The organism is Terriglobus roseus, from assembly GCF_900105625.1.
Taxonomy (GTDB): domain Bacteria; phylum Acidobacteriota; class Terriglobia; order Terriglobales; family Acidobacteriaceae; genus Terriglobus; species Terriglobus roseus_B.
Genome location: NZ_FNSD01000001.1, coordinates 945,977 through 967,900, shown reverse-complemented (window position 1 = coordinate 967,900; position 21,924 = coordinate 945,977). Strand labels below are relative to the sequence as shown.

The window sequence follows — 21,924 nt, the reverse complement described above, 5'->3', positions numbered from 1 at the left end:
CCTGCCAGTAACCCCGACCGTTGCGCAAATTTTGCAGTGATGGCGCTCTGGCGGGCGAACCGATTGCCTTTGGAGAGCCAACCATGAAGATCAACAGAATCCTGGGGACAGCATCTGCCCTGGTGCTTTGCGCGACCGCCGGCGGGGCCGCGTCCGCACAGCTTAGTACCGCGACCATGTTCGGCGTTGTCCGCGACGCTTCCGGCGCCGCGATCCCGAACGCCAGCATCACCCTCACGCAGACGGAAACGAACTTCAGCAGCAAGATCACTGCCAAGGAAGACGGCAGCTATCACGTAGAGTTTTTGCCGGTTGGACCCTACAAGATCACCGTCAGTTCGGCCGGCTTCAAAACACTGGAGCGCTCCGGGGTCGTTCTCTCCGTCATGCAGAACGCAGAGGTGAACCTGGCCCTCGAGATTGGCGGCGCCGCGGACACCGTCAACGTCAGCAGCGACGTCCCCCTGATCAACATTGGCAACTCCACTCTGGGCAACACGGTCGACAACGTCGAGATCGACAATCTGCCCCTGATCAACCGGGACGTGACCCGCCTTTTGCAACTGGTACCTGGTGTTCAGAGCGTGCAGACGTCCAACAGCCTCGGATTCCAGGAACTGCACGTGCTCGTCAATGGCGCAGCGGACAGCCTGGTGGGGCAGACCTCGTACTACCTGGACGGCGGTCTGAACATGACCGGCCTGCGCAACAGCGGCAACGCGGTGCCGAACCCGGATGCCGTCAGCCAGTTCAACGTGGTGACGAACAACTACAGTGCCCAGCTCGGCAAGTATTCGTCTGCCGTGGTCAGCGTTATCACCAAGAGCGGTACGAACAAGTTCCACGGATCGGCCTTCGAGTTCTACCGGTCGCGTAACTTTAACGCGACGACCCACCTTCAGGGCAGCAAGAACCCTTACAACCAGCACCGCTTCGGCGGAACGGTGGGCGGCCCCATCCGGCATGACAAGGACTTCTTCTTCGCCAGCGCCGCAGCATTCCGTTTCATCCAGTACGGCAACTACAGTGGCAGCCTGCCCAGCCTGGCGCAACAGGCTGGCAACTTCTCTGAGAACACCCCGACGGCTGCCGAGCAGGCCAACTGCAAAGCGACGCCAACGGCAGCAGCCAACACGGCGGTACACTTCCTGGTCTGCAACCCGGCGACTGGCCTCCCGTATGCGAACAACACGTTACCCACGGTAGACCCCACCGCCGTCAATATCCTCAAGTACATCCGCGCAAATCTGCCCACCCAGCAGCCCGCGCAGTTTGGCGACACCCAGTACACCTACCGGACACGTTCTCCGCTGCCGGAGCAGAACAACGAATACCTGATCAAGACCGATCACCAGATCGCGGCAAAGCACCGTCTGACGCTGAGCTACTTCATGCTGGACTACAAGGTTCGCAGCGTTCCAAGCACCTTTACGCAGGCCTGGTCCTATTCCGACTACGCGAACAAGCAGCAGAACGCGAATGTTGGCGAAACCTGGACGGTAAGCGACCGTACCGTGAACCAGTTCTTCGTCGGCTACACGCGCCAGAACGGCGGCCGCAACCCGGTTCCGGGCAACAGCACCCTGGCCGACTTCGGCTCAGACTTCGGAGTCGTTGGCACGCCCTCGCGCGGCCAGATCGCCGTCGGCGGCGTAGAGGCTTTCACCCTCGGCCAGGCCATCACCGGTCCCAAAGCGGGTTCTAACGTCTACAACGTGCGCGACGTGCTGGCGACAACCCGCGGTAAGCACTCTCTCTACGTCGGTGGTGAGGCAGGTCTGGAGAAAGACTTCCAGCTCACCTCGTTGTCCAACTACGGTGTTTTCACCTTCTCCACCACAAACGGCGCTTCCGGCGCTCGCACCACCAATGGTCTGTCGGACTTTCTGGCGGGCGTCCCTGCCACTATGGCCCAGGACACGGGCCTATATGCGAACGCAAGCTACTTCAACTACGGCGTCTTTGCGCAGGATGACTGGCGGATCCTCAGCAACCTTACGCTGAACCTCGGACTTCGGTATGACTGGCAGCAGGCACCGACCGAGCCCCTGTCACGCCAGACAAACTTCGTTCCCGGCGCGCAGTCGCATGCGTTCCCCAACGTGAACATCGTCGGCAAGACAGGCCCGCAGCTCGCACCCGTTGGCCTTCAGTTTCCGGGTGACCCGGGCGTGCCGCGCGGTGGCGTCTTCACACCGAAGAATCACTTCTCGCCGCGCTTCGGCTTTGCCTACGATCCGGGCGGCAGAGGGACGACGGTCTTCCACGGCGCCGCAGGCCTCTTCTTCGGCGGGATATCAGGCAACGAGTGGGAGTTCCCATCCAACTTTGCGCCGTACGCCGTCCGCAACACCTACAACAAGGTCGTCTCGCTCACGCACCCCTATCAGGGCGATCCCACGGAGTTCCCGACGGGAACCAATCCCTATCCAGCACTCAGCTACAAGGGAGATGGCAACGTAACCTTCCTGCCGCTGAACCAGGTCGTGGCCTTCGACCCCAACTACAAGTGGCCATACTCCATCCAGATCAACGCAGGCTTCCAGCACCAGCTGACCAAGGGACTCGCGATCAGCGCGTACTACGTCGGATCGTTGAACCGCAAGCTGCCGCTCTATAACGACATCAACGGTCCACAGTTCAACATCACGGCTGCGGGGACCAGCGGTGCCAGTTGCACGGATCTCACCAAGGCCTGCGGCTACGCCAACAACAGCAACACGGTCAACAACCGCCGTCCGCTGAACTCGCAGTTCGGGGCCTCCGCTGCGAATCCGCTATACAGCCAGGTCTACATCATCCGGTCGAACCAGAATTCCAACTACAACGGCCTGCAGGTAACAGTCGAACAGCGCCTGACCCACCGTGTCAGCGCACGCGGCTACTACTCCTGGAGCAAGACGCTGCAGAGCAATAACCTCAACAACCAGGGCGGCATGAACGGCGTCTTCGTCGACAACAACTATCCCCAGCTCGAGGCCCGTCAGCGTTCCGATCAGGATCGTCGCCACATGATGACGGCCACCATCGTCTGGAAGCCTGACTACTTCGACAACTTCAACCATGCCGTCCGTTACTTCGCCAACGGCTGGACGATCACCGCCATCTGGACTGCAAACAGCGGCCAGCCCTTCACCATCACCACCGGCGTGGACAACTACTTCTCCGGCAACGGCAACAACCGTGTCAGCGTCGTCCCGGGCAAGACACCCCGCGTCCTGGACAACAATGGTTCGCGCGCAACCGCCATGAACCAGTGGTTCGATACCTCGGCCTTCTGCCGTCCCGGTGTGGACGCAGGTTGCCCCGGTGTCGGCCCGCTTGGCCTCCTCGGCAACTTCCGCGCATCCACGCTCGACAGCCCCGGCTACCGCAACATCGACGCCTCCATCTTCAAGGACTTCCCGCTCCATGGCGAAGGGCTCAAGTTCCAGATCCGTGGAGAATCCACCAACGTCTTCAACCTCACCAACCTCGGCCAGCCTACCTCCGTTGCCAACAACACCAACTACGGCAAGGTCACCAGCACGTCTGGTAATAACCGCATCATCCAGGTGGGCGGCCGCATTTTGTTCTAAATTGGACCGTCTTCTACCAACGGCAGCGAAGTACCATGGCTTCGCTGCCGGTTTTGCCTTAGCGTGGTTGGCAAAACTCTGCGAGTGACGATGAAGAGGCTGGGCAGCGGTACTCCCGGCCTTTTGCTGACTGCCGAATATGGAGATTGCTCTTGGCGAATGTGGTGAACGGAAAGATCTTCTACGGCTGGTGGATCGTCGTTGCGGCGTTTCTCAATCTGTTTTTGGCTGTGGGTGTCATCTTCTACGGCTTCCCAGTCTTCTATCCTGCGTTTGTCTCGGCGCTCGGCTTCAACCGCGGACAGGTCACGCAGGGGTTTCTGCTTGGATTCCTCATCGTCGGTCTGCCCTTTGGTCTGCTCACCGGCATTCTGATCGACCGTATCGGGGCTCGCGCCGTCATTCTCTCCGGTGTAGGCCTCATCGGCTTTCCACTCATCGCCATGGGCTTCATGCATCATTTTTGGCAATACCAGATCTTATGCATCGTTGAGGTCATCGGCTATGTACTCGCCGGCCCCATCTCCAACCAGGTACTCATTGCGCACTGGTTTCATGAGCGTCGCGGACGTGCCATGGGTTATGCGTACCTGGGCCTCGGTCTCGGTGGCGCGGTAGCGCCCCCCACCATCAACTGGCTCATCCGTACGGTTGGCTGGCGCCATGCCCTGGAGATTGTCGGCTCCGTCATCCTTCTTGTGCTCTTCCCGGTGGGTCTTTTCCTCACGCGTTCTACCCCGGCTGACATGGGTTTGCATCCCGACGGGGCCTTCGCGCCAGTTGCGCTGGAACCACCCGCAGCAGGCGGCGTCTTCAGTGTGATCGGCACCGCCATGCGGGAGCGCAACTTTTGGCTGATCCTCGCAGGATCGGCGCTCGTCATCGGCGCGATGAACGCGGTCATCCAGCACTTCATCTTCTTCCTGGTCAGCAACGGTTACTCGGCTGTCAATGCGTCGCGAATCCTTTCGATCCTGCTACTCGCAAGTCTCGGCGGACGCGTCATCGTGGGCTATATCGCGGATCGTTTCCGCAAGAAGAACACCATGACGCTCTTCTATGCGCTGCTCGGCGCGGCCATTCCAATCCTCTTCCTAGCGCGCCAGCCGGTAGCCGCAATCAGCTTCGCAGTCCTGTTCGGCTTCGCCATGGGCGCAGACTACATGCTCATCCCGCTGGTCACCGCGGAGTGCTTCGGCGTGAAGTCGCTGGGCAAGCTTCTCGCACTCATCATCGCGGGCTATTCCATTGGCCAGTGGATGGGCCCATGGATCGCCGGACGCATCTTCGATCGCTACGGCAGCTACGATCCTGCATGGAAGTTCATGTGTGGTGCCGCACTCCTCGGGGCAGCAGCGATCTACGCAATTCGCGCGCCACGCGCTACCATCATGGCGTCGCCCGAAGCGCTCGCCATCGAGACGCCTTCCGCAAAATAATCACGGCATTACTCGCATAAGGACAAACAGCACATGCAAGAGAAGCGCATCGGCATCATCATGAACGGCGTCACCGGACGCATGGGCCTCAACCAGCACCTCATTCGCTCCGTGCTCGCTATCCGCAACAACGGTGGTCTGCCCATCGGCGATGGTACTGTGTTGATGCCCGATCCAATTCTTGTCGGTCGCAACGAAGCAAAGCTTAAGGCTATCGCCGATGCAAACGGCGTGACACGCTACAGCACCGATCTCGCTCGCTGCCTCGGCGACGAGAAAGACGAGATCTACTTCGACTCCGGCACCACCGGTCTCCGCGAAACCTTCGTCTCGCAGGCCATCGACGCCGGTAAGAACGTTTATTGCGAGAAGCCGCTCTCCACCACCGTAGAGTCCGCTCTGCGCCTCGCGAAGAAAGCCGCAAGCGCCGGCGTGAAGCAGGGCATCGTGCAGGACAAGCTCTTTCTCCCCGGCGTCCGCAAGCTCAAGCGCCTCATCGATTCCGGCTTCTTCGGTCGCATCCTCTCCGTACGTGGAGAGTTCGGCTACTGGGTCTTCGAGGGCGACTGGGGTGGCCAGCCCGCGCAGCGTCCGTCGTGGAACTACCGCAAGGAAGAGGATGGCGGCATCATTCTCGACATGTTCTGTCACTGGCGTTACGTGCTGGATCACACCTTCGCCCCGGTCCAGTCTGTCTCCTGCATGGGCGCCACGCACATCCCCCAGCGCGTCGATGAGAACGGCAAGACTTACCAGGCGACGGCAGACGACGCAGCCTACGGCTCCTTCCAGCTCGAAGGCGATATCTTTGCGCAGATCAATTCGTCGTGGACCACGCGCGTCTATCGCGACGAACTCTTCAACCTGCACGTCGACGGCACGGAGGGCAGCGCCATCGCCGGCCTGCGCGACTGTAAGACGCAACACCGCGTCAACACACCCAAGCCCACGTGGAACCCTGATTTGCCCAACCCCTTCAAGTTCCGCGAACACTGGCAGGAAGTGCCCGACAACGCTAACTTTGAGAACGCCTTCAAAGTGCAGTGGGAGCTTTACCTGAAGCATGTTGTACTTGGCACGCCCTTCCCGCACACCTTCGTCGACGGCGCACGCGGCGTACAGCTTGCCGAACTTGGCCTGAAGTCCTGGTCAGAGCGTCGCTGGCTCGACGTCCCCGTCATCAAAGACGCAGACGTGCTGAAGGCGTAACGCATGGCCGATATCCAAAGGCTGAGCCTGAACCAGGCCACCGTGCAGAACTGGAGTGTGAAGGAAGCCGTGGACGGCTGTGTCCGCCACGGCATTCCCTCCATCGCTCTCTGGCGTCACAAAATTCATGAGGCAGGCCTGCAGCAGAGCGCGCAACACGTACGCGACGCGGGCCTCCACGTCTCCAGCGTCTGCCGCGGCGGCATGTTCATCGCGCCCTCCGCTGCCGAGCGCAAAGAGCGCATCATGGACAACTTCCGCGCAGTTGAAGAAGCGAAGGAACTCAACGCCGACTCGCTCGTCTTGGTCGTCGGCGCCTCCACGGAAGTGCCCATCGCGGACGCACGTCAGATGGTCGCGGACGGTCTTGCGGAGCTGGTGCCGTACGCACGCGAACAGGGCGTCAAGATTGGCCTCGAGCCGCTGCACCCCATGTACGCAGGCGACCGATCTGTCCTAAACACCATCGACCAGTCACTCGCCATGGCCGCGCCCTATAGTGCGGACGAAGTGGGTCTGATCCTCGATGTCTTTCACATCTGGTGGGATCCCACCGTCTTTGAACAGATCCAACGCGCCGCAGGCCGCATCTTCGGCTTTCACGCCTGCGACTGGCTGGTGCCGCTGCCGGACACGCTGCTGGGCCGCGGCGTCATGGGCGATGGCGTCATCGACAATCGCGCACTGCGCCTCGCCGTCGACGCCGCCGGCTACAACGGCCCCATTGAAGTTGAGATCTTTAACCAGGCGCTATGGGATACGCCCGGCAATGAGGTCTTGACTAAGGTCGTCGAGCGTTTCACCGCACTGGTCTAATACAGGAAATTTGAGATGAAGATACAGAACGAACTGAAGGCCTCCGAACTTGTTGCCCCACTCGCGCGACTCTTCGAGCTTGCGACCGAGAAGACAGCACGCATCGCAGACCGCTGGACACCGCAGATGGGCGCACCCGTAGTCACCGCAGCCGGCGTCTACAAGGGTCGCAACTGGACGCAATGGACACAGGGCTTCGCCTACGGCAACGCGCTCCTCTGCTATGACATGACGGGCGATCAGGAGATGTTGCGCATCGGCCGCGACAATACCCTGCACCACATGGCGGAACACATCTCGCACACCGGCGTGCATGACCACGGCTTCAATAACCTCTCCACCTACGGCCAGCTTCGCCGCCTCATGCTGGAAGGGAAGACCGAACGGAATGAATGGGAGCTCAACTTCTGCGAGCTCGCCATCAAGACCAGCGGCGCCGTGCAGGCCGCGCGCTGGACGGACCTCCCTGAGGGCCTCGGCTACGTCTATTCCTTCAACGGATCGCACTCGCTCTTCATCGACACCATGCGCACCGTTCGCATCTGCAGCGCCGCACACGCGCTCGGACACACGCTGCTGGGCGAGCAAGACCGCTCCATCAACCTGCTCGCTCGTATGCTGATCCACGCAAAGACGTCGTCAAAGTACAACATCTTTTTCGGCGAAGGCCGTGATATCTATGACACGCCGGAGTTACGCGGCCGAACCGTGCACGAAGCAGTCTTTAACCCTGCGAGCGGCACGTTCCGTTGTCCCTCCACGCAGCAGGGGTATACGCCCTTCACCACATGGACCCGGGGCCTAGCATGGGCCATGCTGGGCTACGCAGAGCAGCTTGAGTTTGTCCTCTCGCGTGAAGAGGTCGACTTCGCTGCAACGGGAGTCATGACCAGGGCGGAAGCGATCGCTCTGATGACGCGCACCGCGAAAGCAACGTGTGACTTTTATATGCAGCAGGGAACTGCAGCCGATGGTATCTGCTATTGGGACACAGGCGCACCCAGCCTGTATAAGCTCGGCGATTGGCAGTCCGCGGCGGCTGATCCTTTTAACGCATTCGAGCCAGTAGATGCTTCGGCGAGCGCAATTGCCGCGCAGGGATTGCTGCGTCTGGGCCGTGCCCTGGGTGCGGAAGGCAAGGAGTATTTCCAGGCAGGTCTCACGGTCGCGAAGGCGCTGCTGCAGGAACCGTATCTTTCCACGGCCCCAAAGCATGAAGGCATCCTGCTGCACAGCATCTATCACCGTCCCAATGGCTGGGACTACGTGCCTGCAGGCTCGGCGATTCCCTATGGCGAATCGAGCATGTGGGGTGACTATCACATGCTCGAGCTTGGTCTCCTTCTGTCTCGCCTGGCCGAAGACAAGTACTACACGTTTTTCTAACATCGACAGGACACACGCATGGCGACCAGCAATAACAATTCAGGCAAACTCGCACTGGTTACCGGCGGCACACGCGGCATCGGTTTGGGCATCGCAAAGTGCCTGGCGGCGAGCGGATTCGACGTCGTCATCACGGGTCGTCGCGATAAAGCCGACGTCGCGGATTCGCTGCTCGATGTTGCGCAGTCATTCATCACCCCGACGCAGCGCGTGGAGTATCAGCAAGCCGATGTCTCCAGCGCGACAGAGCGGCACTCTATGCTGGATGCCATTGACGGGGCCTTTGGTGGCGTGGATGTGCTGGTCAACAACGCCGGCATCGCACCACGAGTTCGCGCCGACATCCTCGAAGCGACAGAAGAGAGCTTCGACGATCTGATTGGTACCAATTTGAAGGGTCCCTACTTCCTGACACAGGCCGTGGCTAAGAGGATGATCTCCCGTCAGGAAAAGGAACGCGAGCATCGGAGCATCATTAACGTTAGCTCCGTCTCGGCCACCGTCGCCAGCGTCAACCGCGGCGACTACTGCATCAGTAAGGCAGGCATCGCCATGGCGACCAAGCTATGGGCCGCACGACTGACGCAGTTCGGCATCGGCGTGTACGAGGTGCAACCCGGCGTCATCGCGACCGACATGACGGCGGGAGTCAAAGGCAAATACGACGCACTCATCGAAGGCGAACTGCTCTTGGACAAGCGGTGGGGCACACCCAACGATGTGGGCGTCGCCGTTGCGATGCTTGCGACAGGCCAACTGCCCTACGCACCCGGTGCCGTGCTGGTACTGGACGGCGGCCTCACGTTGCCACGCCTGTAGGGCCGCTTCTCTCACGTTTCAAACGGTTAGTTACTTCATAAAGCCCATGTATTTCGGGAATCTGTACTTCACAGGCATTGCTGTCTGCGTCTCTGCTGCCGGCCCGTCGTCGGCAGGGAAGCAGCACCCTCCCCTGAAGAAGCAGGTTTTCCATGGATCCCTCAACGCAGTGGAGTCGCCGTACCTTCTGCTTTGGCGCAGCCGTCACGGCTGCTCTACGAACACCCCTGAGCGCGTTCGCGCAAAAGCACAACGCGGGCTACGATCTGGTCGCACAAACCGACCGGAATCGGATTACGGCAGCAGCGGCCCGCTACCGGCTGGAGAAGCCGGAGACGATTACCGCTGTTACCTCGCCTCGTTCGCCGGGCGGACCGCACGACTTCTTCTCAGAGGCCGATTACTTCTGGCCCGATCCTGCGAACCCAAACGGGCCCTATAAGAACCGTGACGGGGAGAGCAATCCGGGCAATTTCAACGAACACCGCAAGCGGATGATTCGGCTGTCGATCCAGATGCCGGCGCTAACCGCATCGTGGGTGTTGACGGGTAATCGCACCGACGGCACGCTCGCCGCCGACCATCTGCGGGCATGGTTCATCACGCCAGCGACGCGCATGAATCCAAACCTGCAGTTCTCGCAGGGAGTCCATGGCGTGTCCACCGGACGGAACTTCGGCATCATCGATACGCTGCACCTGGTGGAGGTCGCACGAGCGGCGAGTCTGGTCGCGCCTGCCTTCATGAGCAAGGCCGATCGGCAGGCACTGCACGCGTGGTTCGCCGAATATCTGCACTGGATGAAGACGAGCGCATTCGGGATCGCCGAGCGCGACACTAAAAACAATCACGCCGTGTGCTGGGCACTGCAGGCTTCTGAATTCGCGCGCTTGATTGGCGATGAGGCCACACGTAGTGAAGTGCGCACGCAGTACGAGACGATCTTCCTGACGAAGCAGATGGCGCCTGACGGCAGCTTTCCGCTGGAGCTCGCGCGCACCAAGCCTTATGGCTATTCGATCTTCAACTTCGATGTCATGGCGATGCTCTGCCAGTCCCTTCTGGAGAGCAGCAGGGATGTCTATGCCTTCGCTCTGCCAACGGGACAGGGCATTTGTAAGGGGGCTGCATTTCTTTATCCATATCTGAAGGACAAGTCCTCATGGCCTTACACGAAGGATGTGCAGCACTTCGAGTCGTGGCCGGTGCGCTCACCGGGACTGCTCTTCACCGGCCTTGCCTGCGGCCGCGCTGATTATCTCGCTCTTTGGAAGACGCTGCCTGCCGATCCTACCGATCCGGAGATCATTCGTAACTATCCCGTACGTCAGCCGCTGTTGTGGTTCGGCAATAGGGCGCGCGGTTGAATGTCTTTTAGTTTGAACGCTCCACAGCTACCCATAGGAGACCTGCATGATCCCGACACGACGCGCCTTCCTCGCTGGCAGCGCCGCGCTCTGCGCCACGACACTGGTCTCGTCCAAGCTGGCGGCGTCCGGGCTGGAGGCTCCTTCCAGGACGACGGCGCCTGCTGTAACCCAGCTCGAAAAGGACTGGGAGTTCTATCAGGGGCCGTTGGAACCGTGGCAAGTGTGGCACAGCGAGGAGCTTGTCACCTGGGAGCCGCAGACGGTGCCGCACTGCTTCAATCACTATGACGCCTGTGATCCTGACTCGCCGGCCTATCGCGGCTCGGGCTGGTATCGCATGAAGCTGAAGCACGCGAATCCGTATCGGAACGGACGCACCATGCTGCTGTTCGAAGGCGCTGCGCAGACCAGCGAGGTCTATCTCGGCACCACTATGGTCGGCAGACACAAGGGAGGCTATAGCGAGTTTGCCGTCGACATCACCGAAGCGTTGAAGGGCGCAAAGGATGCCCTGCTAGCCGTGCACTGCAGCAATGCGCGTGATCTTGACCGCATGCCATCGGATCTCAGCGACTTCACGCTCTATGGTGGACTCTTCCGGCCCGTGCACCTGGTATACCTGCCGGCGCTCGCGATTGAATCGATTCATTCCATGCCCGTGTGGAAGCCGGGAGAGACAGCGGCTGTTGTTTCGCTTTCGGCGCGTTTATCTGGCAATGAAGCCACTGCGGCCGCGCCAATCCCGTTCACGATCCGGTTCATGGAGTCCTCCGGCAAGGTGGTCGCGCAACAGCAGGTAAGCAAGAAGCCCTGGCACGGGGAGGCCGAGCTTGCGACACTCACGATCCCAGGCGTGCAGGTCTGGTCGCCGGAGAGTCCGACACTCTACCAGTGTGAGGTCACCATGGGTACAGGGGCGGATACGTCGGTTGTGACGCATCGCTTCGGTGTTCGACATGCAGAGTTCGAAGTGCACGGCCCTTTCCTGCTGAACGGGAAGCGTCTGCTGCTGCGCGGCACACATCGTCATGAAGATGGCGCGGGCTACGCCGCAGCGGTCCCTGCTGACCAGGTACGCGAAGAGTTCCGGCTGATTAAAGCGATGGGTACGAACTTCATTCGGCTTGCGCACTATCAGCAGTCCCAGCTTGTCCTCGACCTATGCGATGAACTCGGCCTGCTGGTATGGGAGGAAGTGCCCTGGTGCCGCAGCGGCGTCGGTACGGCCTCGTTCCAGCAACACGGCAAAGACACGCTCACAGCCATGATCGATCAGCATCGCAATCATCCATCCGTGCTGATGTGGGGCCTGGGTAATGAGGACGACTGGCCTGGTGAGCTTAATGGAGAGGATCGGGACGCGATTCGCAGGTACATGCGGGAGTTACATGAGTTGGCGCATCAACTTGACCCGTCGCGTGTTACTTCATACCGGCGTTGCGATTTCGCGCGGGACATTCCCGATGTCTACTCGCCATCGATCTGGGCCGGCTGGTACGGCGGACGTTACACAGAATATGCTGCGTCGCTGGAGAAGGCACGAAACTCTGTCCCGCACTTCATCCACATGGAGTGGGGTGCGGACAGCCACGCGGGCCGTCATGCGGAAGATCCTGATCCTGCACTTGGCACTGTTGCCACAGGTAAAGGAACAGCGGAAAAAGGGCTCGACTACAAACTTACTGGCGGGTCGCAACGCATGGCGAAGGATGGTGAGTGGAGCGAAACCTACGCATGCGATCTCTTCGATTGGTATCTCAAGACATCCGAGTCGACTCCATGGCTTACGGGCACGGCGCAGTGGGTTTTCAAAGACTTCACGACACCCCTCCGTGTGGAGAATCCAGTGCCCCGTGTGAATCAAAAGGGTGTCATCACGCGGGACATGCAGATCAAGGAAGGGTATTACGTCTTCCAGTCTTACTGGTCAAAGGAGCCTATGCTGCGCCTGTATGGCCACAGCTTTCCCGTGCGCTGGGGCAAGGCTGGACAGATGCGCACGGCGCGCGTGTATTCCAACTGTGGCGAGGTGGAGCTATTCCTGAACGGCAAGTCGGTTGGCAAACGGAAGCGTGATCCGAAGGATTTCCCCTGTGCCGGGTTGCGTTGGGAAATCGCATTTGCAGAGGGGCAGAACGAATTGCGGGCGGTAGCTCGCGAAGGTGGGAAGGCTCTCGAAGACACAGTGCGCTTTCGCTACGAGACGCGTCCGTGGTCAAAGCCCGCAAAGCTGTCGTTGAGCACCGTCACGAAGCGGCAGGGGAAGACTACTGTGGAAGCGGAGCTGGTAGATTCTGCGGGTGTGCGTTGCCTGGACTCGCGCGCTGTCGTACGCTTCTCTCTTGCAGGCGATGGCAAGCTTATCGACAACCTCGGTACGCCAGACGGATCGCGCGTCGTGCAGCTCGCGAATGGACGTGCTCGCATTACTGTTCAGCACCAATCCAGGGTGGTGATCGGAGTGTCGAGCGATAACGTCACCGCCGCGTACCGTGAACTTGCAGAAGGATGAAGGGCGTCACAATGAATGGATCGACACGACGTGGTTTTCTGAAGGGATTGGGCGCTGTCACGGCAGTCGCAGCGGCCGCGCCGCAAATGCTCGCGGGCCAGGCACCACGGCCGAAGCGTGTGCTCGCGATCGGGGATGTGCATACGGCTTATCAGCATGATTCGGTGTCGCACGCGCTGGCGACAATTGAACATCTTGGTACTTCCACAGGTCTCTTTGAGACTTATATCCACACCGACACGCAGCTCATCACGAAGTCACCGGTGTACGGCATGGGTAAGTACGGCCCGGGCGGCGAACGCAAAACGAATGCGAAGAACCTGAATGATTTCGACGCGATATTCTTCTACGGTCTTGGCGAGGAAGAACTGCGCGAGGATCAGAAGCGCGATCTGCTGTCGTTTATCCATGACGATGGCAAGGGCTTCGTCGGCGCTCATTCTGCCATTGACGCGTTCTTCTCCTGGCCGGAGTACGGACAGATGTTAGGCGCTTACTTTGACAATCATCCGTGGGGCGTATTCAACGCACCGATCATCGTGGAGCAGCCAACGTTTCCTGGTTTCAAACAATTTCCAAAAGAGTTCTACATCCAGGACGAAATCTATGTCGCGACGGATAAGCCCTACTCTCGCAAAGATGTCGATGTGCTGGCGCGGCTGGACGCTGCGAAGTTAGACCTGAAGGTGAAGGATCTGCACCGTACCGACGGGGATTTTCCCGTGGCCTGGGCCAAACAGTACGGCAAGGGGAATGTCTTTTATTCCACCTTCGGCCATCCGGTTGCCGCATGGAACAAGCCTGAGGTTCAGACCATGTATCTGGAAGCGTTGAAGTGGTCGATGGGAATGACGCAGTACACGCCACGCCCGCATCCGATATCGTGAAATCGGACGCGAGCGTGTGCGGTTGCAACGCTTACTTTTCCGAGGCGCCCGTCACGGCGCGGAGCATGCCGTCACTCTTGCTGATGATGTAAATGTTCTGGGCATTGTCCATGACCAGGCGAATATCCGCACGACCTTTGCCCACCGGTGTGCCGTAGCCAGGCATGTAGGGGGCGACACCGCCACGTGCGTGATACGCCGCCGTCACGATCGGAGCTAAGTTTGGGTAGGTCTGACTCTTGCCCTGCGGGTCGGTGTACTCGATCTGGATGGGATGCATGGTTGCCATGGTGGCGGGATTGCCGTCGTCGGCTGCAATCATCTCATGAATATCCGCCCACCATATACGGCCGGTGGTGATGTCGCCGAAGAGGAACTTACCCCTTAGCGCCGCGATCTTGCCCTCATAGACGAACCCGCTGGAGATGGCATCGCCCCCACCTTCCTTATGCGGATAGAGCAGAACCGGGTAGGTAGGCTTGACCATCTCCGCGCCGGGCTCGTCGCCGATGCGAACGGGGATGCGGTCGTCCGCAGGGATGGGCTCCGTACGGTTGTTTGCCTTCAGGTGTTCGTTTCCCTCACGCTCTGAGTAGCCGTAATTCGCGCCCTTATGGATGATATCGACGGTCTCCCACGTGGCGAGGCCGATGACATTCGTGATGAGGTATGGTTTCCGTCCATGCGGATCGACATACCACGTAAGCCGGTGAGGATTGCGCAGGCCATACGCCCAGATCTCGCCGTAGGCACCGGCAGTATTCACGAATGGATTGTCATCCGGGATACGATAGCGACCGTTGGGGCTGAGCTTGCTTGTCTTGGTTTGCTCCGTCAGATCCGGAATGATCCGCAGAATCTTCCCCACCATGGTGTCCAGCCGCTGCGGGTTGTTGCGCGTAATGGGTTTCAGTGTCTCGCCCGATCCGCCATCGCCGCTCGACACGTACATCACGTGCCACTCAGGATCACCACGGCGTGCGGTGGGATTGAAGGTGATGTCGCCCATGGGGTGAATATGGCCGAGATAGGGAATCCGCAGAACTTCACGCGCCGTGCCTTGGAAGGTTTTGTCCGCGGTGTTTGTATCGGTCCATTCGATCAGCACACACTCGCGTTCCGCGGGACCGGAGGTGCGAACGGGCGCAGTGACCTGGTAGCCCGTGACGTTGAGTCCAGGCACGCTTGTATTGTCCGGCACAGCCGAAGCATCCACCTTCGGGTCTTCCATATGGATGGTGTAGAACTTGCCGTTGTGCCGGTAGTCCGGATCGAATTGGACCGTGATCAGCCCGCTCTGGTAGCCGGTCGCGAAGTTCAGGCGGTGGAAGATGCCCTTGCGTCCATCACGGCCATTGAAGTCGAGATAGGTCGTCAGTTCCTTGGTCTTCTTGTCGAGGATGTACAGGGGGCCGTTCAGATTGCTGAGGAAGATGCGGCCCCGGTCGGGACCGGGCTCTTCGCGCAGGAAATTTACGCGTGACAACTCACCCTGCTGTTGCGTGGTGGGGTCCAGCTTCTCTGCGGATGGCAGCGTCAGATAGTCGCGAAGTTGTAGCGTGATGGTGGGCGCAGCCTGTTGTGCGCAGGCAGTTGAAGCAATACATCCGAGAGCCACCATTCTGAGCAAAGACATGGGCGAGCACTTCCAAGTTTCCATACTGATGTTCAACCTCACCACCTGAATGCTTCGAGGCGATTGCGCACTTCGCAATCACCTTCGAAGCGATACCTCGATTTCAGATCCTTGCGCTTACTTTACCTTCGCGAAGGCTGCTTCCGCAGCGTCAACTTGCTGCGGCGTCATGGCGCTTGAATTCAGAAGGATGCGGTATCGGAACGTTGCGGACTGTCCCTGCGCAATGGTGAAGTTGTGCTCGGGCGCCTTCGGGTCGAAGATGTGGTCACCCAACGGATTTGCGGCAAACAGGCCGTAGCCGCGAGCGTGCCAGTAACTTGGGAAGCCAGGATTTGCTGGATTATCGAGGATGACGACCGTCTCGGTCTTGCCTTCAGGGCTGGTTCCCGTGAGCGAGCACCACGCGCCGCGCGTGCTCCACACCTTGTCGCCGGTGACGCCGGCAGAGGTGCGATAGACGCCCGTCGCACCAGTGTTATCTCCTTCAGCGACCTTGGTAGGACGACCCGACGCGTCGTTGAATACTCCGCCCTTTTCCGTTGCCGACTCAAGGAAGTGTGCGATGCGAATGCCGAGCAAGCCCTCTTTGTCGTCATGAAAGGTCACCGGTTTGAGTGCGGTCAGGGTGGCGATGCGGTCGATTGAGCGCATGCCGTTCTCGTCGCGGAAGATATAGCGGGTCAGTTCCTTCATTTGATCGACGCCGGTGCTATCGGTCCAGGTGGATTCCGTGACGATCTCGCCCTCGTGCTTGCCCGACTTCGTGGAGACGACACGCGTGTGGTGGATGGAACCCATCTTTGGCTTCTGCGCCGCAGGAATTGCTCCGGAGTTATTCCAGAAATCAAAGCCATTGACGTTGCCGTAGTTGAACCAAACACCAGCGTGGTGCGGATGATCGACTCGCTCGCCCTGCCGGGGCTCCAATGGAAAGCCGCGCGTAACGGTCGTGCCATCGGGCGCGATCAGCGGATACAGTACCGGCTTATCGAGGCTCGTGGGCCACATGTAGCTGGTGAAAGGATGGCCATCGATGGTGACATCGATACGTCTGTCCGCTTCATGCGGCGTGACGGTGACCTGTGCCGCTGCAGTGAGCCCGAGAGAAGCGCTTAGAACTGCCAGCGCTGTGTACTTACCCGACATGCTTACCTCCCGCGACCACCTGCTGCGTCTTGTCATCAAAGGTGACCTTCGCGCCGGTCTGCATGGCGGCAATGCACATGCACAGCGCGACCGAGTGGCTATAGCCTGCATCGACGCTGGCATTCGGCGTCTTCCGGTTGCGGACACACTCCATCCAGTTCCGCATATTGGCGCTGGTCTGGGGATCGGCGCCGGTGTTGGCATCGTTCGAGACCTTCTCCACGTCACCGAGGGAAAAGGTCTTCAACTGTCGCGGCTGCATCTTCATCTCTGCAGCATACTTCGCGGTCAGACCGCCCTCGTTCGTGACCAGTTGCTTGTCCATGTCGAGCGAGCCGCCGACTGAGCGGTAGATCTCCTTCACGCCGCCCGCTTCGTTCGTCTGTCGTGAGGAGTAGATCACCTGGAAACCCTTGTTCATGTCGTCCAGCGGGCCGTAGTCGAAGACTGCGGTAAGAGTGTCCCAGTTGCGGCGACCGTCATGCCACGCATAGATGCCGCCGTTGGCAACAACCGAACGGGGATGGGGATAGCCAGTGAACCAGTGCACGGTATCGATCTGGTGTACGAGCCATTGATCCGGAATGCCGGAGGAGTATGGCCAGAACAGGCGAAACTCAAGGTACTTGCGAGCATCGAAGGGCTCGAACGGCTGATTGCCCAGGTACCGCTTCCAGTCGGTGTCCGCCTCCTTCAACAGAGGCACAACATCGGGGCGGCGCCAGCGACCGGGTTGATTCACATTCCACGTCATCTCGACGTTCACAATGTCGCCAAACTCACCGGAACGGATGTAGTCATAGGCCCGCTGATAAGACGGTGTCGAACGGCGCTGCGTGCCGATCTGTACGATCTTGCCGGACTTATGGACAGCATCGCGGATGGCGCGAGCATCGCTCATGGTGTGCGCCATCGGCTTCTCGACGTAGGCATCACGGCCATGGTTCACCGCTTCTACGCCATGCATCGCATGCTGGAAATCGGCGGTGGCAATCAGAACGGCATCCACGTCGTTTCGTGCATAGAGTTCATCGTTGTTGCGCACCGCGTCGACCTTCCCGCCACCCATCTTCTTGCTGACGAATGCAGCGCCATCTTCGCGACGCTTGTTCCAGATATCTGAGACAGCGACAAACTCAAAGTTCATCTCCTTCGCGTGTTGCAGGAAAGAAGGGATCAGCGCGGAACGCATACGGTCGCCAGCGCCGATTACTGCGGTGCGCACACGGTCGTTCGCGCCCAGGATTGCAGCGTAGCTCTTGGCGTCCCAGACGGTGGCTGCGGCTGCTGCAATACCGGCCTGCTTCATGAACCCGCGGCGGGTTATCTCACTCATGGTCTGCTCCATAGATCGGTGGGGATTTGTTCAGGATTTCAGGAATTGCGCTGAGCGTGTCTCTCGTTGCGGACAAGGAAGGCGCGAGCCGGGGCCCGCGCCTTCGTTACGTGTTCCTGGTTAGAAGGTGAAACGCGCAGCGGCCTGGAAGATACGAGGATCGCCCGCAGTATTGGCGTAACCGAAGGTCGAACTGCTCGGATTCGCAGTCGTGAAACCGGTTTGGGTGAAGTTGGGATGGTTGAGGATGTTAAAGCTCTCGAGCCTGAGCTGAAACTTCAGCCGTTCATAGACGTTGAAATTACGGCTGAGCGACAGGTCAATGTTGTACTGGCCGGGAGTGCGCAGGAAATTACGCGGCAGATTTCCGAACGTTCCGGTCGGAGCTGCCGTGAAGGCAGCCTTGTTGAAGTAGAAGCGGTTACCACCCGCGGCAAGGCTGGTCACCTTGACGTTGGTGCGGAGCGGAACATTCGGGACGAGATTGGGGCGATCCTGGCCCTGGCCAGTCAGGGAGACGTCTGATCCGGTCGTCACGTTGATCGGGAGTCCACTGGTCATACGAATCAAGGGAGCGATTTGCCAGCCGTTTACGAGCGCTCCAGCGAATCCGTGAAGGCTGTTGAATTTGCTCTCAGTGACAAAGGTGATGTTGGCGATGTGCCGCACATCAAAGCCGCACGCACCGTAATCGCCGCGCGGATTTCCGGAATTTTGCAGGAACGATTGCGCAATGTCTCCCTGGTTATCCGTAAGGTCGAGGCACTTCGACCAGGTGTAATTCGCCAGGAAGTTGAAGTTACCCCTGCGGTGCTGAATGGTGAAGATGCCACCGTTGTAGTTCGAGTAGCCGTGATCATCGATGACGGTGAGTGTTTGTGTGTAGTAGGCGCCCTGCGCGGGGTTTGCTAAGGAGAGCGGCGTGCGTGCGTTGGCGTTTGCCGATGCGGTACTGGAGCAAGGCGAGCCAGCGGCCGGTAGATTCGGAGCCACCAGCGCACCGCAGGATCCCGCGCGGCCTGTTGACGTTCCGGGGATGTAGACGGCGCGATTGGGGTATACACCGATGTACTGGTGGATGTTGCGATTGCCGAGGTAATTCGCAGAGAACGTCCAGCCCTTGCCGATCTCCTGCTGCAGGCTTGCTGTCCATTGGTAGATGGCCGGCGTGCGAGCATCGCGCTTCATGATGACGTAGGCACTCTGTGTTGGGAAGACGGATGTCTTATCCGGCGGGAAAACACCAGGGAAGGGGCTGCCACCGGCATATCCGTTGTAAGGATCCGCGAAGGAGAGATTGCCAGTGATGCCGATCTCGTTGGTGAATGGCGCGTTTGTGATCTGGCGCTGGTTCAGATAAAGCGCTGGACTGTCATACATGACCGCGCCACCTGCGCGGAAGACCGTTGTCGGGTGCGGGTTGATCGCGATACCAACGCGCGGAGAGACGTTGTTCAGCCGGTTGTTCGTGAGGTTTTTAGGGACACCGGGATCGCCCGGATAGAGTGTGCCCGCAGGTGCGTTGGGATAGATCGTTGAGTGGGTGTTGCTGTTGAAGGCGGCCTGATCGAAGGTGCTGCCACGACCGAACTTATCCTGCTGGAAGAGCATGGGCTCGTAGCGAAGACCATACGTGAGGGTCATGATGTTGTTCACGTGCCAGGTGTCCTGCGCGTAGCCGGAAAAGATGTTCTCTCGGAAAGCGGTCTGCTGTGACCGGCTCTGGCCGAAGCTCTGCATGCGGCCCGTGAGGAAGTCAATCATGCCCTCACCGACGTTCTTGTTATTTACGCCGGAGAGTTGGCCGTTAAAGGTGTACTGGCCGTTCTGCAGATACCCCGCGTTGGTGTTATCCGCGGCGCGGATGTATTCAGCGCCGAAGGCAAAGGCGTGCTTGCCGCGCTGATAGTCGATGTCGTCAGAGAAGTCTTCGCTGTTGCTGTTGAAGAAGCCGGGCGAGCAGGTGCCGCAACCAGCGGAAGGACCGTTGGTGACGCTCAGGCGGAAGTCAACCGGTACATAAGTGTAAACGTTCACGCCAAGGGTGCGAGCATTGATGCCACCGGCTGTTGGCCCACGGGTGTCGCGGCGACGCGCCCAGGTTGCGTGGAAGGTATTCACCATGGTCGGTGATATGTTGAAGATATCGCCCATCGTGGCAGTCTGCACGCGCTCGTCGTTACCTGCAGTCGTGGTCAGCAAGATGTTTGTCGGCGAGTAGTAAGACGCTGCTTTGTAGTTCGTAAGGTAATAGCGGCCGTAAATCATGTGGCGCTGCGAAATATTCCAATCCACTCGCCCAACGTATTGGTCTTCCTGATTGTTGGCAGGGAGAGCCACGCTCACAAGACCGAACTGGTCCGCCTGCGCGAGTGGCAGGTATTTTACGAATGCAAGTGATTGCGGCGAGTAAGTCGCCGGATTCACTTTGCGGTAGTTTGCTGAGCCGGGCGTGGTGCTGATAGCCGTACCATTGGACGGGTTCACCAGGTTGGAGCCGTCGGCGGCATTCTTCGCGCAGCCACCGCCCATCTGGCTGAAGTCGCCGGCAAGTTCAGCCGGTGTGGGCAGGCAATAGTTCGTGGCGTTGCCAACCTGCTTATTCCGCGTACCCTGATAGCCGCCGAAGAAGAAGAGCTTGTCTTTGACGATGTGGCCACCGAAGGTTCCACCAAACTGGTTGCGTTTCAGTGAGTCACGGATTGGCGCACCTGTCGTGGGATTAACAGAGAAGAAGTTCGTGGCATTGATGACGTTGTTGCGAATGAACTCGAATACGGAGCCGTGCCACTTGTTCGAGCCCGACACTGTCACGGCGTTGACCAGCGCGCCGGGGTGCAGGCCGTTACGTGCCGGCAGTGAGTTGGACTCGACGGAAAACTCGCGCAATGCGTCAGGGAAGGGGAATGGCAAATTAACGTTCGTGAAGTTATCAGTGTGATAGCCGCCATCCAGAACGTAGTTGTTGTAGTTTCCCTGGCCACCCGCCACCGCGATCACGGTTGAACTCGCATAGTTCTTGGAGCCAACCATGTCATTGCCCGGAGACGTGACTGCGCCGCCAGTGACGAGCACAAGCTGCGTTGCCTGGCGACCGTTCAGCGGTAGCTCGTTGATACGTTGCTGGTCGACAACCTGCTTGTAGTTGACTGTTTCTGTCTCCAGGGCAACAGCGCCGGTCTGCACTTCCACGAACTGTGTTTCGCTGCCAATGGTCAGCGGCGCGTCAATCGTGGCGTTGTTACCAACCTCGAGGCTGCCGGACTGCTTGAATCCCGAGAAGCCGGGTGCGGTAACGCTGAGCGTGTAAGCGCCGACGGGGACGTTCGCCAGCGAGTAGTCGCCAGAACTCGCAGTCTTGACCTCGCGCCGAGTGCCGGTTTCCGTGCTCAGAAACACGACGGTCGCATTGGGAATGCCGGCGCCGGAAGGGTCTTTCACGGTTCCCTGCACGCTGGCGGTGCCGGCTGTCTGCGCATACGACGATGCCGGCATCAGCAGGACGGCAGCCGCAGCAAGCGGCAGAATGGGGAATGCAGCGACACATGCGCAGGTTCGCATCCGGCTGTAAATTCTGGATTTCGAAGTGACTGATCTGGCCTTCATAAAGCTCCTCAAAGAAACAAAGCCGGCTGGGGGAGACGGCTTCGCCACGAAACGTTTTTGTGATTCCAAGCGCGGCAAAACTACGGGGAAGAAGCCGTCACTGTCAAGCACAGAAATCGGGCAAGCGCTTCATCGGGGAGCGTTTGGGAGTCGGGGCTGATTGAAACGTTTCAAAATGAAG

Annotated in this window: 13 protein-coding genes; 9 read left to right on the top strand and 4 right to left on the bottom strand. The window is 59.4% G+C overall.

What is annotated here, in order from left to right; translation table 11 throughout:
* The first annotated feature begins 83 nt into the window (after window positions 1-83).
* From BLW03_RS03925 to BLW03_RS03885, 9 genes are all read left to right on the top strand, one after another.
* On the top strand, window positions 84-3,578 hold the full coding sequence (locus tag BLW03_RS03925; RefSeq protein ID WP_074655760.1) for a TonB-dependent receptor: 3,495 nt from the start codon (window positions 84-86) through the stop codon (window positions 3,576-3,578).
* A 161-nt stretch (window positions 3,579-3,739) separates the two neighbouring features.
* The gene (locus tag BLW03_RS03920) at window positions 3,740-5,017 is read left to right on the top strand and encodes an MFS transporter (RefSeq protein ID WP_244502185.1); all 1,278 of its coding nucleotides are present in this window, start codon (window positions 3,740-3,742) and stop codon (window positions 5,015-5,017) included.
* Between the two features lie 33 nt (window positions 5,018-5,050).
* Window positions 5,051-6,226 carry a Gfo/Idh/MocA family protein gene (locus BLW03_RS03915; RefSeq protein ID WP_074652435.1) on the top strand — a complete coding sequence of 392 codons (1,176 nt, stop codon included), beginning with the start codon at window positions 5,051-5,053 and terminating at the stop codon, window positions 6,224-6,226.
* Window positions 6,227-6,229: 3 nt separating this feature from the next.
* A complete protein-coding gene (locus BLW03_RS03910) occupies window positions 6,230-7,042 on the top strand; it encodes a sugar phosphate isomerase/epimerase family protein (RefSeq protein ID WP_074652434.1) in 813 nt (270 codons plus the stop codon).
* Between the two features lie 15 nt (window positions 7,043-7,057).
* The gene (locus BLW03_RS03905; protein ID WP_074652433.1) at window positions 7,058-8,428 is read left to right on the top strand and encodes a glycoside hydrolase family 88 protein; all 1,371 of its coding nucleotides are present in this window, start codon (window positions 7,058-7,060) and stop codon (window positions 8,426-8,428) included.
* 18 nt (window positions 8,429-8,446) lie between these two features.
* Window positions 8,447-9,247: a 3-ketoacyl-ACP reductase gene (locus BLW03_RS03900; protein WP_074652432.1), complete on the top strand. Its 801-nt coding sequence runs from the start codon at window positions 8,447-8,449 to the stop codon at window positions 9,245-9,247.
* Window positions 9,248-9,399: 152 nt separating this feature from the next.
* Entirely contained in the window at window positions 9,400-10,614 is a 1,215-nt protein-coding gene (locus BLW03_RS03895; protein WP_074652431.1) for an alginate lyase family protein, read from the top strand.
* A 46-nt stretch (window positions 10,615-10,660) separates the two neighbouring features.
* Window positions 10,661-13,129, top strand: a complete 2,469-nt coding sequence (locus BLW03_RS03890; RefSeq protein ID WP_074652430.1) for a glycoside hydrolase family 2 TIM barrel-domain containing protein — start codon at window positions 10,661-10,663, stop codon at window positions 13,127-13,129.
* A gap of 11 nt (window positions 13,130-13,140) precedes the next feature.
* Entirely contained in the window at window positions 13,141-14,016 is an 876-nt protein-coding gene (locus BLW03_RS03885; RefSeq protein WP_074655759.1) for a ThuA domain-containing protein, read from the top strand.
* A gap of 31 nt (window positions 14,017-14,047) precedes the next feature.
* Here the strand turns inward: BLW03_RS03885 and BLW03_RS03880 are convergent, their stop codons facing one another.
* The 4 genes from BLW03_RS03880 to BLW03_RS03865 form a co-directional block, all read right to left on the bottom strand.
* On the bottom strand, window positions 14,048-15,652 hold the full coding sequence (locus tag BLW03_RS03880) for a PQQ-dependent sugar dehydrogenase (RefSeq protein WP_244501947.1): 1,605 nt from the start codon (window positions 15,650-15,652) through the stop codon (window positions 14,048-14,050).
* Window positions 15,653-15,769: 117 nt separating this feature from the next.
* A complete protein-coding gene (locus BLW03_RS03875) occupies window positions 15,770-16,801 on the bottom strand; it encodes a DUF6807 domain-containing protein (RefSeq protein ID WP_074652429.1) in 1,032 nt (343 codons plus the stop codon).
* Entirely contained in the window at window positions 16,791-18,137 is a 1,347-nt protein-coding gene (locus tag BLW03_RS03870; protein ID WP_074655757.1) for a Gfo/Idh/MocA family protein, read from the bottom strand. Before BLW03_RS03870 ends, BLW03_RS03875 begins: the two co-directional genes overlap by 11 nt.
* A gap of 120 nt (window positions 18,138-18,257) precedes the next feature.
* Window positions 18,258-21,698 (bottom strand): TonB-dependent receptor, encoded by a 3,441-nt coding sequence (locus tag BLW03_RS03865; protein ID WP_244501946.1) that lies wholly within the window; start codon window positions 21,696-21,698, stop codon window positions 18,258-18,260.
* Window positions 21,699-21,924: the final 226 nt, after the last annotated feature.